Raw genomic sequence first — 11855 nt, 5'->3', positions numbered from 1 at the left:
ATCTCAGGAGATAGAATGATGATTACTCTGCGCAAACTCCCACTGGCGGTTGCTGTCGCAGCGGGCGTCATGTCCGCTCAGGCAATGGCTGTCGATTTCCACGGTTACGCCCGTTCTGGTATTGGCTGGACGGGAAGCGGCGGCGAACAACAATGTTTCCAGGCAACAGGTGCCCAAAGTAAATACCGTCTCGGTAACGAATGTGAAACCTATGCGGAACTGAAACTGGGCCAGGAAGTGTGGAAAGAGGGCGATAAGAGCTTCTATTTCGACACCAACGTCGCCTATTCGGTTAACCAGCAGAACGACTGGGAATCGACCGATCCCGCCTTCCGCGAAGCGAACGTGCAGGGTAAAAACCTGATTGAATGGCTGCCGGGCTCTACCATCTGGGCCGGTAAGCGCTTCTATCAGCGTCATGACGTACACATGATCGACTTCTACTACTGGGATATTTCAGGTCCTGGCGCAGGTATCGAAAATATCGATCTGGGCTTCGGTAAGCTTTCGCTGGCGGCGACCCGGTCTACTGAAGCGGGCGGCTCTTACACCTTCAGCAGCCAGAATATTTATGATGAAGTAAAAGATACCGCTAACGACGTCTTTGACGTACGTCTGGCTGGTCTGCAAACGAACCCGGACGGCGTACTGGAGCTGGGCGTTGATTACGGCCGCGCCAATACGACCGATGGTTATAAGCTGGCGGATGGGGCATCGAAAGACGGCTGGATGTTCACCGCCGAACACACGCAAAGCATGTTGAAAGGCTATAACAAGTTTGTCGTGCAATATGCCACCGATGCCATGACCACGCAGGGTAAAGGCCAGGCGCGCGGTTCCGACGGTTCTTCATCTTTCACTGAAGAATTGCCTGATGGAACCAAAATTAATTATGCCAATAAGGTCATCAACAATAATGGCGATATGTGGCGTATTTTGGATCATGGCGCCATCTCGCTTGGTGATAAATGGGATTTGATGTACGTCGGTATGTACCAGAATATCGATTGGGATAATAACCTGGGTACTGAGTGGTGGACCGTGGGCGTACGTCCAATGTACAAGTGGACGCCAATCATGAGCACCCTGCTGGAAGTCGGCTACGACAACGTGAAATCTCAGCAGACCGGCGATCGTAACAATCAATATAAAATCACCCTGGCGCAACAGTGGCAGGCGGGCGACAGCATCTGGTCGCGTCCGGCTATCCGTATTTTTGCCACCTACGCGAAATGGGATGAGAAATGGGGCTATATCAAAGACGGCGATAACATTTCCCGTTATGCCGCAGCGACTAACTCCGGCATTTCCACCAACAGCCGTGGCGATAGCGATGAGTGGACCTTCGGCGCCCAGATGGAAATCTGGTGGTAATACGATGGTCATCTGACGTAACGAGGGGCGCAAGCCCCTCTGAAACATCAGGTCTGATGATGCTTGTAAGCCGAATAAGGCGCCAGCCGCCATTCGGCGATATGTTTGGGTTGGCGCGCTATTGCCTGGCTACCGCTGAACCCGCCTTATTGAGGTGAGAATAATGAAAATGAAGAAAAGTCTCGTCGCCCTCTGTTTAACCGCAGGGCTGTTCGCCAGCGTGCCGGGTATCAGCCTGGCGGAAGTGAACTATGTACCGCAAAATACCAGCGCCGCGCCCGCTATTCCTGCTGCTGCGCTACAGCAATTAACCTGGACGCCTGTAGATCAGTCAAAAACGCAGTCTACCCAACTGGCGACTGGCGGCCAGCGCCTTGACGTCGCCGGCATTACCGGCCCGGTCGCCGCTTATAGCGTTCCGGCGAATATCGGCGAGCTGACATTAACTCTGACCAGCGAGGTCAATAAGCAAGCCAGCGTTTTTGCGCCAAACGTGTTGATTCTTGACCAAAATATGACGCCTTCGGCGTTCTTCCCCAGCAGTTACTTTACTTATCAGCAGCCGGGCGTCATGAGCGCAGACCGGCTGGAAGGCGTGATGCGCCTGACGCCTGCGTTGGGGCAGCAGAAACTCTATGTTCTGGTGTTTACGACCGAAAAAGATCTTCAGCAAACCACTACGCTGCTCGATCCGGCAAAAGCCTATGCCAAAGGCGTCGGTAACTCTATCCCGGATATTCCCGATCCAGTTGCTCGCCATACCACTGACGGTGTGGTGAAACTGAAGGTGAAAACCAACAGCAGCTCCAGCGTATTGGTCGGGCCGTTGTTTGGCTCGTCCGGTACCGGGCCGGTAACGGTAGGCAATACCGCCGCGCCGGTCGCTGCGCCAGCGCCAGTCGCGCCGAAGAAAAGCGAACCGATGTTGAACGATACGGAAAGCTACTTTAATAAAGCGATTAAGGATGCCGTAGCGAAAGGCGACGTCGATAAAGCGCTGAAACTGCTTGATGAGGCCGAACGTCTGGGATCGACATCTGCCCGTTCCACCTTTATCAGCAGTGTAAAAGGCAAGGGGTAATTGTTTCCCCACAGTGCTGATTTTGCAGCAACTGGTGCGTCTCCTGGCGCACCTTTTTTTATCATTTCATGCGAATTGTTATTTTTTTGTTGCGCAACAGATCACTTAATTGTGATTACGCCCCCCGTAATGTCTTTTCTGAGATACAATGACTTTAGGTTATGAATCGGAGAGTAAGGCATGTCACACCCTGCGTTAACGCAACTGCGTGCGCTGCGCTATTTTGATGCGATTCCTGCGCTTGAACCCCATTTGCTGGACTGGCTGTTGCTGGAAGATTCTATGACTAAACGTTTTGAGCAGCAGGGAAAGCGGGTAAGCGTGACGCTGATTCGGGAAGCGTTTGTCGGCCAAAGTGAGGTCGAGGAAGCATCAGGTTTACTGCCATCCGAATCCCGCTACTGGTTACGTGAGATACTGCTTTGCGCTGACGGCGAGCCCTGGCTTGCCGGACGTACCGTGGTACCGGAATCCACGCTGTGCGGACCTGAACAGGTCTTACAACATCTGGGTAAAACCCCGCTTGGACGTTATCTATTTACATCATCGACACTGACCCGCGATTTTATTGAAATTGGACGCGATGCAACGCTGTGGGGGCGCCGCTCTCGACTGCGGTTGAGCGGAAAACCGCTGTTGCTTACCGAGCTTTTTTTACCTGCATCGCCGCTGTACTGAGAGGAAGATAAAGATGGAGTGGAGTCTGACGCAGAGTAAGCTGCTGGCGTTTCACCGTTTGATGCGTACAGATAAGCCTATTGGCGCGTTGCTGCTGCTCTGGCCGACGCTTTGGGCGCTATGGGTGGCGACGCCGGGTATGCCTCAGCTGTGGATTTTGGCGGTTTTTGTCGCTGGCGTGTGGTTAATGCGCGCGGCGGGCTGCGTGGTGAATGATTATGCCGATCGTAAATTTGACGGACATGTAAAACGTACGGTCAACCGGCCTTTACCCAGCGGCGCCGTGACAGAGAAAGAAGCGCGCAACCTGTTTGTGGTGCTGGTGCTGCTGGCGTTTCTGTTGGTGCTGACGCTGAACGCCATGACGATTCTGCTTTCCGTGGCGGCGTTGGCGTTGGCCTGGGTTTATCCCTTTATGAAACGCTACACCCACCTGCCGCAGGTCGTGCTGGGGGCCGCTTTCGGCTGGTCAATCCCCATGGCGTTCGCCGCGGTGAGCGAATCCCTGCCGTTGAGCTGCTGGCTGATGTTCCTCGCCAATATTCTCTGGGCGGTGGCTTACGATACGCAATATGCGATGGTCGACAGAGATGATGATATCAAGATAGGCATTAAATCGACGGCGATCCTGTTTGGTCGTTATGACACATTGATTATCGGGATTCTGCAGTTTGGCGTCATGGCGTTAATGGCGCTGATCGGCTGGTTGAATGGTCTGGGATGGGGATATTACTGGGCTGTGCTGGTGGCGGGCGCGCTGTTTGTCTACCAGCAAAAACTGATTGCGAACCGTGAACGTGAAGCCTGCTTTAAAGCCTTTATGAACAATAACTACGTTGGCCTGGTGCTATTTTTAGGGCTGGCGATGAGTTACTGGCACTTCTGATGTCATGCCGGGCGAACCCGGCCTGCAAAGCCAAAATTTTCAATACGTCATATCAGTTGCCCGATGAGCTTACGCCATCGGGCATTTCAGGCACTGGCTTACTCGCCCTGCGTCGCGCTTTCAATCGTCAGACGGACATCAGAGGTAATCAGATCGGCAAGCATCTGATATATCTTCATCGTTTCTGCCGGTTCGGCATCGCCCGTATCACTGATATAACCCTCATCCCGTAGCGTCAACACGAGTGAACTGAACACCGCTTTGTCGAAAAACTCCGGCGCGTTAATACCGTGCAGGACAGACAGACGTTGCGCCACGGTACGGCTTTCTTTCTCCAGCGTACTGCGGTTGATGGACGGATTGGCGCTCAACAGCCAGAACGTAATGGCATAACGCTGTAGCGTTTCGCGCGCGCCTGCCGCCAGCAGTTGCAGCGTACGGGAATGCGCCGGGTTGATATGCAGTTCATCATCCTGCAGGGTAATTAGCCCCTGACGCTGCATTTCACTGGCCAGCGCGTCAATGACCGAGGCTAACTCCTCGCGCTCCCAGCGCAGGAACAGCTCCGCTTTTAACATCGGATAGAGCGCTTCAACATGCTGCTGCAACGCATCACGCGAAATGCGACGATGCTGGGTGATAATCGCCGCCATCAGCGAAGGCATAATCAACATATGCGCGATATTGTTACGATAATAGGTCATCAACACCGCCTGCTCGCGCGGCAGAATGATGATATCGCCAATGGTGTCTTTCTCGACCTCAAACTTATTCATCTGCAGCGCGTGAGCGATGAGCTCACCAGCGTTGGCGGCAGGAACGGTTGAGTCTGTGGAATAAGGGACATTGCGCATCAGATCGAGATAGCAATCAAGCTGCTCGGTGAGCTGCTCGCGGGTGAGCGAGCGCTGACGCGACGCTAACAGCGCGGTACAACACAGGTTCATCGCGTTTGCCGCGCCAGCGTTGTTAATACGCACCATCAGATCGGCGGCGATACTATTTACCGTCGGCGTCAGCCAGGCTGGGCGTATGGCCTCTATAGGGTCGATAGATTCGCGCCACTCCGGCACATGCTGGTTCAGGTACGTCATGAGCGGCATCGGTTCGCCAAAGTTAACGTAGCCCTGACCCAGATTGCGCAGCTTGCTCAAGCCTTTCAGCATCTGCGGCAGGCTCTCTTTCTCTTTTGTCGCGCCGCGCAGTTCTTTCGCATAGGTGCCCACTTCCATGACGTGCTCATAGCCGATGTAAATAGGCACTAACGTAATTGGACGGGTACCGCCGCGCAGCATCGCCTGGATAGTCATCGACAGGGTGCCGGTTTTCGGGTCTAACAAACGTCCGGTACGCGAACGTCCTCCTTCGACAAAATACTCAACCGAGTAACCGCGGCTGAACAGCTCGCCCAGGTATTCGCGAAAGACGGTGGAATAGAGTTTATTCCCCTTAAAGGTGCGACGAATAAAGAACGCGCCCAGACGACGGAAAATCGGGCCAGCGGGCCAGAAATTAAGGTTAATACCGGCGGCAATGTGCGGCGGAACCAGTCCCTGATGGTACAGCACATAAGAAAGGAGCAAGTAGTCCATATGGCTGCGGTGACAGGGTACATAGACGATTTCATGCCCGTCGTGCGCCAGTTGGCGTACGCGCTCGGCGTTATGCACGTTAATCCCCTGGTACAGTCGGTTCCAGGTAAACCCCAAAATCCTGTCGGTCAAACGAATCATCTCGTAAGAGAAGTTCGCCGCGATCTCTTCCATCAGCGCAATGGCGTTTTGCTGCGCTTTTTCATGAGAGATTTTTTTACTGCGCGCTTCGTCTTCTACCGCGCGGGCGATCGCTTTCGAGGCCAGCAGTTTGTTAAACAGATCCTGACGGGCGGGCAGGCGTGGGCCAACCGCCGCCAGGCGCTGGCGAGCAAAGTGCATACGCGCCACGCGAGCCAGCTTCTGCGCGATGATTTTATCGGTGCCGTGTTCATCAGCCATACGACGCAATGAGACGGACGGCGAGAATCGGACAAAGCTATCGCGACCCAGCCAGGAGATGGCAAAGAATTTCTGTACGCCGTTCAGCATACGTAAAGGCGGGTTATCTTCTCCCTTTTCACGACCCGGCGCGCGGCCAAACATCACGGAAACGGGCACCATCTGCACGTCCAAAGCCGGATTACTCCGATGCAGATCGAGATAATCGTGAAAAAGTTTCACCGACTCTTCTTTTGGCGTGTAATAGGTAAAGACACGCGGTCCGCCGTGAATAAATACATAGCGTGGCAGCAGCGCGCCGTCGATCTCCAGCGGCTCCAGCGGATCCGGGAGATCGTGCGCCAGACATTGAGCCCGCAGCGTCAGTAAGTCCGCTTTTGAGTTGTATGGCAAGACATACATAATGGGGCGAGAAGTATCGAGCCCCAATTCCTGGGCGGGTTCCGCCGGAATAGACTTGCTTTTTACCAGTATGCTTAATGGTAAATTCAGTAATTTGTAGTAAATTCGTGGCCAGCCGGACATAAACGATGTAAAGCCTCTGGTTAATAATGCAAATGCGGTGCAAGGATATCAGAAAGTTTAGCGAATTTCTGTTGTATCCCGTCATACTTCGCGCTGCGTTACGGCAGTCCGAATCGTGCAGGGCAACCGTATAATGTCATTGACGTTAATAATGTAAAAAGGTTCTTTTGATGGCCAATAATACCACTGGATTCACCAGAATTATCAAAGCGGCAGGATATTCCTGGAAAGGATTTCGCGCCGCATGGACTCACGAAGCGGCGTTTCGCCAGGAAAGTATCGCGGTATTGCTGGGCGTCATCATCGCCTGCTGGCTGGATGTGGATGCGATTACCCGTGTGTTATTGATAGGTTCCGTTTTACTTATCATGATTGTTGAAATCCTCAACAGCGCTATTGAAGCGGTCGTGGACCGCATCGGTTCTGAATACCATGAGCTTTCCGGCCGTGCGAAAGATATGGGATCGGCTGCGGTGCTACTGTCTATTTTCGTTGCCCTGATGACCTGGGGCATCCTGTTATGGTCACATTTTCGATAAAGGTTCCAAATTTTATAAATCTCTTGTTTTTTGCGCCGTTTGTGGTTCCAAAATCACCTTTAACTGTATATACTCACAGCATGACTGTATATACACCCAGGGGGCGGAATGAAAGCGTTAACGGCCAGGCAACAAGAGGTGTTTGATCTCATCCGGGATCACATCAGCCAGACAGGTATGCCACCGACGCGTGCGGAAATCGCGCAGCGTTTGGGGTTCCGTTCCCCAAACGCGGCGGAAGAACACCTTAAGGCGCTGGCGCGCAAAGGGGTGCTTGAAATCGTTTCCGGCGCATCGCGAGGTATCCGTCTGTTACAGGAAGAAGAGGACGGATTACCGCTTGTCGGGCGTGTCGCGGCGGGTGAACCGCTTCTGGCGCAGCAGCATATTGAAGGCCATTACCAGGTCGATCCTTCACTGTTCAAACCCAGCGCCGATTTCCTGCTGCGCGTAAGCGGTATGTCGATGAAAGACATCGGTATTATGGATGGGGATTTGCTGGCGGTACATAAAACGCAGGACGTCCGTAATGGCCAGGTGGTTGTTGCTCGCATTGACGATGAAGTGACAGTAAAACGCCTGAAAAAGCAGGGCAATAAAGTGGAGCTGCTGCCGGAAAACAGCGAGTTTACACCGATAGTGGTGGATCTGCGCGAACAAAGCTTTACGATTGAAGGGCTGGCGGTAGGCGTCATTCGCAACGGGGAATGGTTGTAATCTCTTTTTAATCTCCTTGTAAGCCGTCATCCGGCAATCGTGCAGCCTGATGGCGCTGCGCTTATCAGGCCTACGGGAATGCAGTTCCTGAGATGATTAATTTGTAGGCCGGATAAGGCGTTACGTCGCCATCCGGCAATGCGCTCGTTTCGTTTAACTCCTTGTCAGGCTTTTCTCCATGCCGCTTTTTACCTCCTCTGATAAAGCTCTCTGGCGTCTCGCGCTGCCGATGATTTTTTCTAACATCACCGTCCCCTTACTGGGGCTGGTCGATACGGCGGTGATTGGTCATCTGGACAGCCCGGTTTTCCTGGGCGGCGTGGCGGTGGGCGCGACTGCCACCAGCTTTCTTTTCATGCTGCTGCTATTTCTACGTATGAGCACCACCGGCCTAACGGCGCAGGCATTTGGCGCCAAAAATCCGCAGGCGTTAGCCCGGGCGCTCATTCAACCGTTATTGTTGGCGCTGGGCGCAGGCGTGATGATTGTGCTATTTCGCACGCCGCTTATCGAGCTGGCTTTACATATTGTCGGCGGGAACGACGCTGTCCTGGTGCAAGCGAGACGCTTCCTTGAAATCCGTTGGCTAAGCGCTCCCGCGTCACTGGCGAATCTGGTGCTGCTCGGGTGGCTGTTAGGCGTTCAGTATGCGCGGGCGCCGGTTATCTTGTTGGTCGTGGGCAATATCCTCAACATCGCGCTCGACCTGTGGCTGGTGATGGGACTTCATATGAACGTGCAGGGCGCCGCCCTGGCGACGGTCATCGCAGAATATGCCACGTTACTGATCGGCCTCATGATGGTACGTAAAGTTCTCCATCTCCGCGGTGTGTCGCTGGATATGCTAAAACAGGCCTGGCGCGGCAACGTGCGCCGCCTTTTGGCGCTCAATCGCGATATTATGCTGCGCTCATTGCTCCTTCAGCTTTGTTTTGGCGCAATCACGGTGTCAGGCGCGCGGCTGGGCAGCGATATTATCGCGGTAAATGCAGTCCTGATGACCTTACTCACCTTTACGGCCTATGCGCTGGACGGTTTTGCTTATGCGGTGGAGGCGCACTCCGGTCAGGCTTACGGCGCGCGTGACGGTAGCAAGCTACTGGACGTCTGGCGAGCGGCGTGTCGTCAGTCAGGAATTGTGGCCTTGTTGTTTTCCACAGTCTATGCCCTGGCAGGCGAACATATTGTCGCGTTACTGACCTCATTGCCGCAAATACAGCTACTGGCGGATCGGTATCTTATCTGGCAGGTGGTATTACCGCTGGTGGGCGTATGGTGCTATCTGCTCGACGGTATGTTTATTGGCGCGACGCGCGCTGCCGAAATGCGCAATAGCATGGCAGTCGCCGCGGGAGGATTCGCGCTGACGCTCTTCGCCCTGCCGGTATTAGGAAATCATGGTTTATGGCTGGCATTAACCGTGTTCCTGGCGCTTCGCGGTCTGTCGTTGAGCCTTATCTGGCGTCGTCACTGGCGCGAGGGTACATGGTTTGCCAGATCGTGACGGTTAAAAATTCTGAATATAAAACCGAAGGCCGAATTCCTGCCTACAATTATTATCACGTCCAGCAGAAATTGCAGAGCATTTGGGCGAATAACACCTGCTATTCCTAACCGAATGATGAGGACAAGATGATGAATAAAGACGAAGCCGGCGGTAACTGGAAACAGTTTAAAGGTAAAATGAAAGAACAATGGGGCAAACTGACCGATGACGATATGACCGTTATCGAAGGTAAACGCGACCAACTGGTAGGTAAAATCCAGGAGCGTTACGGTTACCAGAAAGATCAGGCGGAAAAAGAGGTTGTTGACTGGGAAACCCGTAACAACTATCGCTGGTAATATGTTTTCCCCTACCAGGAGTACATGGATGTGCTTCCCACTGTTTGCTTATGAATGCGGGCGTGCCCCTCTCTACTGCCGCCCGTTTTCCGTTCAGGCTAACGCGGTTTTTTCTTCACCAGCACCGAGTGATCGTGACCACAGTCGCCCGGATGGCGACACGCTTCCACTTCTACGCACGCAGGGCACAGACCGTGCGCCTCAATAACGTTATGTCGTAGCGCAAAGCCCATTTTAGCCGCCAGCGTATGCATGATGTCTTCCACGCCCTCGGCACACTCTTCCTTCACCACGCCACAACGATCGCAGATAAACATGGCCGAGCTGTGCGTCGGCTGGTCGAACAGGTGGCAAACCACATAACTATTGGTGGATTCCACTTTATGGACAAAACCCTGTTCGAGCAAAAAATCCAGCGCGCGGTAGATTGTGGGCGGTTTGGCCTGTGGTTCCGTTTCGCGCAGCAAATCGAGCAAATCGTATGCGCTGATGGCACCCTGTTGCAGACTCATCAGGCGCAGCACTTCGAGGCGCTGAGGCGTCAGGCGCACGTTGCGCTGCGCGCAGAGTTTTTCAGCTTGCGCCAGTAACTCTTGCGTTGTGGTCTTTTCCATGTAGCACCTCGAATGGCATGAAAGTCTAATCCGTTACTTTACCACGAGCTGCTTAAAACTCTGAAATTACCCCGCGACAATATATCGCCTGCTAAGCTTTTCCGCGCCAGTATTCTCATCTATACCTAATGAGGGTCGATATTATAACAACAGGATTTAACATCACTATTTCACAGCAATAGTTCGCCTCTGTCCGGTAAAGCGTGGCGGAGGAATTACTTCACCTGATAATAAGATGGGCTAACTGTGAACAAAAACGTCAAACTTTCACTGATTGCTATCGCGGTCTCGCTTTTTATGGCAAAGCAGGCGAGCGCCGCCAATACCTGGACGGAAGCGCGTAATGACGCAATGGGCGGGACGGGCGTCGCGTCCGCGAATTATGGCAGCGGAGTACTGTTAAATCCGGCGTTACTGGCAAAAGCCAAACCGGAAGACAATATCACTGTTGTCCTTCCTGCGGTCGGCGTCCAGATTACGGATAAAGACAATCTCCAGGATGAAATTGACGATATCAGCGATAAAGTGGATTACTACGATGAGGTCGTCGATAACCTTACGCTGGGGCAAATTCTGCTCAATCCGCGAGGCGTGCTGAATCAATTTCAGGGCGCCGCGCGCGACCTGGCCGATGAGCTGGAATATCTCAACGGAAAAACCGCCCGCGCCAATGCCGGCGCTGGGTTGGCGGTAAGTATTCCAGGGCAAACGCTTTCCGTGGCGTTTATCGCCAAAGGTTATGCGCATGGGCGCGTGAGTTCGTCCATTGATCAGAACGATATTCAGTATCTGCGCGATATCCAGCATGATGAACGTGTCGCGCTTCGTGAAGCAGGACGCGCTGCTTTGCTGGGGTCTGACGAAATTACAAAGCATTTAAACTCTACCGCGTCGGGGCGGGTAGCGATTGTATCTGACTACGGTATTGCGCTGGCGAAGCAGTTTGTGGTGGGTGAGGTGCCTGTTTCCATTGGCGTTACGCCAAAACTGCAAAAAACCTGGCTCTATAACTACACCACCTCAATTTATAACTACGACAGTAGCGACTGGAATAGCAGCCGTTATCGCAATGACGATACGGGTTTTAACATTGATGCGGGGCTTGCTGCCGATATCGGTGAAAACTGGACGTTGGGGCTGAGCGGGCAAAATCTGGTATCTCGCGATATCGATACGAAAGATATTTACATCACTAATGGTATGACGGGAGAAACCACCAACTACAAAGATACATACCAAATCCGCCCCCTGGTTACCGCGGGCGTCGCATGGCATAACGATTTGCTGACCGTAAGCGCCGATGGCGATCTGACGGAAACGAAAGGCTTTAAGAGCGAAGACAATTCACAGTACGTTGGCGTCGGCGCTGAAGTTCGACCGTTGTCATGGCTGGCGGTGCGCGCAGGGTATCGTGCGGATGTGAAAAATAACGATAGCAATGTGGTTACCGGCGGTCTTGGCTTTGCGCCCTTTAACCGTGTGCATCTCGATTTAATGGGACTGTACGGCGAAGATGAAACCTGGGGGGCAGGCGCGCAGCTTACAATGACATTCTGAGGTGCTTTCACCGGAGGCGCTACGCCTCCGGTTTAGCGTTATGCT

Annotated in this window: 12 protein-coding genes; 10 read left to right on the top strand and 2 right to left on the bottom strand. The window is 53.3% G+C overall.

Going from position 1 to position 11855, the window contains the following annotated elements; translation table 11 throughout:
* Positions 1 to 15 precede the first annotated feature (15 nt).
* The 4 genes from ACLJPQ_RS17475 (at position 16) to ubiA (ending at position 4019) form a co-directional block, all read left to right on the top strand.
* Positions 16 to 1374 (top strand): maltoporin, encoded by a 1359-nt coding sequence (locus ACLJPQ_RS17475; protein WP_000973642.1) that lies wholly within the window; start codon positions 16 to 18, stop codon positions 1372 to 1374.
* A 163-nt stretch (positions 1375 to 1537) separates the two neighbouring features.
* A complete protein-coding gene (malM, locus tag ACLJPQ_RS17470; protein WP_000782497.1) occupies positions 1538 to 2455 on the top strand; it encodes a maltose operon protein MalM in 918 nt (305 codons plus the stop codon).
* Between the two features lie 180 nt (positions 2456 to 2635).
* Positions 2636 to 3133: a chorismate lyase gene (gene ubiC / locus ACLJPQ_RS17465; RefSeq protein ID WP_000019219.1), complete on the top strand. Its 498-nt coding sequence runs from the start codon at positions 2636 to 2638 to the stop codon at positions 3131 to 3133.
* 13 nt (positions 3134 to 3146) lie between these two features.
* On the top strand, positions 3147 to 4019 hold the full coding sequence (ubiA, locus tag ACLJPQ_RS17460; protein ID WP_000455247.1) for a 4-hydroxybenzoate octaprenyltransferase: 873 nt from the start codon (positions 3147 to 3149) through the stop codon (positions 4017 to 4019).
* 98 nt (positions 4020 to 4117) lie between these two features.
* Here ubiA and plsB read toward each other — a convergent pair whose 3' ends face one another.
* Positions 4118 to 6538 carry a glycerol-3-phosphate 1-O-acyltransferase PlsB gene (gene plsB, locus ACLJPQ_RS17455; RefSeq protein ID WP_001631823.1) on the bottom strand — a complete coding sequence of 807 codons (2421 nt, stop codon included), beginning with the start codon at positions 6536 to 6538 and terminating at the stop codon, positions 4118 to 4120.
* Between the two features lie 170 nt (positions 6539 to 6708).
* On the opposite strand from plsB, the gene ACLJPQ_RS17450 reads away from it, so the two are divergent.
* The 5 genes from ACLJPQ_RS17450 to ACLJPQ_RS17430 all read left to right on the top strand — a co-directional run bounded on the left by ACLJPQ_RS17450 (position 6709) and on the right by ACLJPQ_RS17430 (position 9639).
* Positions 6709 to 7077 (top strand): diacylglycerol kinase, encoded by a 369-nt coding sequence (locus tag ACLJPQ_RS17450; RefSeq protein WP_000002900.1) that lies wholly within the window; start codon positions 6709 to 6711, stop codon positions 7075 to 7077.
* A gap of 108 nt (positions 7078 to 7185) precedes the next feature.
* Positions 7186 to 7794 carry a transcriptional repressor LexA gene (gene lexA / locus ACLJPQ_RS17445; RefSeq protein ID WP_000646079.1) on the top strand — a complete coding sequence of 203 codons (609 nt, stop codon included), beginning with the start codon at positions 7186 to 7188 and terminating at the stop codon, positions 7792 to 7794.
* A gap of 178 nt (positions 7795 to 7972) precedes the next feature.
* On the top strand, positions 7973 to 9298 hold the full coding sequence (gene dinF, locus ACLJPQ_RS17440; protein ID WP_001128113.1) for an MATE family efflux transporter DinF: 1326 nt from the start codon (positions 7973 to 7975) through the stop codon (positions 9296 to 9298).
* Positions 9295 to 9408, top strand: a complete 114-nt coding sequence (locus ACLJPQ_RS17435; protein ID WP_010989093.1) for a hypothetical protein — start codon at positions 9295 to 9297, stop codon at positions 9406 to 9408. Before dinF ends, ACLJPQ_RS17435 begins: the two co-directional genes overlap by 4 nt.
* Positions 9409 to 9429: 21 nt before the next feature.
* Positions 9430 to 9639, top strand: a complete 210-nt coding sequence (locus ACLJPQ_RS17430; RefSeq protein ID WP_001030592.1) for a CsbD family protein — start codon at positions 9430 to 9432, stop codon at positions 9637 to 9639.
* A 98-nt stretch (positions 9640 to 9737) separates the two neighbouring features.
* On the opposite strand, the gene zur is transcribed toward ACLJPQ_RS17430, so the two are convergent.
* Entirely contained in the window at positions 9738 to 10253 is a 516-nt protein-coding gene (gene zur / locus ACLJPQ_RS17425; RefSeq protein ID WP_000416271.1) for a zinc uptake transcriptional repressor Zur, read from the bottom strand.
* Positions 10254 to 10499: 246 nt separating this feature from the next.
* On the opposite strand from zur, the gene ACLJPQ_RS17420 reads away from it, so the two are divergent.
* Entirely contained in the window at positions 10500 to 11810 is a 1311-nt protein-coding gene (locus ACLJPQ_RS17420; protein WP_001039337.1) for a conjugal transfer protein TraF, read from the top strand.
* Positions 11811 to 11855 lie beyond the last annotated feature (45 nt).

Origin of the sequence: Salmonella sp. SAL04213 (genome assembly GCF_046550535.1) — a bacterium.
GTDB lineage: Bacteria > Pseudomonadota > Gammaproteobacteria > Enterobacterales > Enterobacteriaceae > Salmonella > Salmonella enterica.
The sequence above is the reverse complement of the archived record's forward strand: the minus strand, read 5'-3'. Positions and strand labels throughout refer to the sequence as shown.